At 63.8% G+C, this 646-nt stretch carries 1 pseudogene; it reads left to right on the plus strand.

The features are described from left to right. Positions 1 to 499, plus strand: a pseudogene (locus JCM25143_RS20455) (CBS domain-containing protein); the annotation flags it as partial. Between the last annotated feature and the right edge of the window lie 147 nt (positions 500 to 646).

Below are 646 nucleotides of genomic sequence, written 5' to 3' on the forward strand. Positions count from 1 at the left end.
GCACGCTGTGCCAGCTCGCCTTTGGCGATGCACTGGCCGTGGCCCTGCTACGCCAGCGCGGCTTTACGGCGGCGGATTTCAGCACTTTTCACCCCGCGGGCGGCTGGGCGCGCGACTGCGCACGGTGCGTGAACTCATGCGCACCGGTTCTGCCATGCCGCTGGCCACACCACAGACGCGCATGCGCGACGTGATCATGGAAATGACACATAAGGCGCTAGGATGTGTCGGCATTGTGGAGCAGAATGGTACCTTGGCCGGACTGATAACGGATGGGGATCTGCGCCGCGCTCTGGATCACGACCTGACGGCCACCCTAGCCAAGGATGTCATGAACACCATGCCGCTGACGATAGAGCCCGATATCCTTGCATCGGAAGCGCTACGGGTCATGAACGCACGCCAGAGGCCCATTACCTCGCTGTTCGTTCTGGGGCCTGATCGCCACCCGCTGGGCGTCATTCATGTGCATGACCTGATCAAAGCCGGGGTTGAATGAGCGACCTCCCCCCCGACACCCCCGATCTCTCCGTGACCCACACCTCCGAACCAACGGATGACGCGGCCGCCAGCACGCGCGCGCAGCGGGCTGATTTTGCGCGCCCACGCTCGCTCATGACACGGCAGCGCGAGCAGCTTCAACCAG

This window comes from Acetobacter papayae JCM 25143 (assembly GCF_000613285.1).
GTDB lineage: Bacteria > Pseudomonadota > Alphaproteobacteria > Acetobacterales > Acetobacteraceae > Acetobacter > Acetobacter papayae.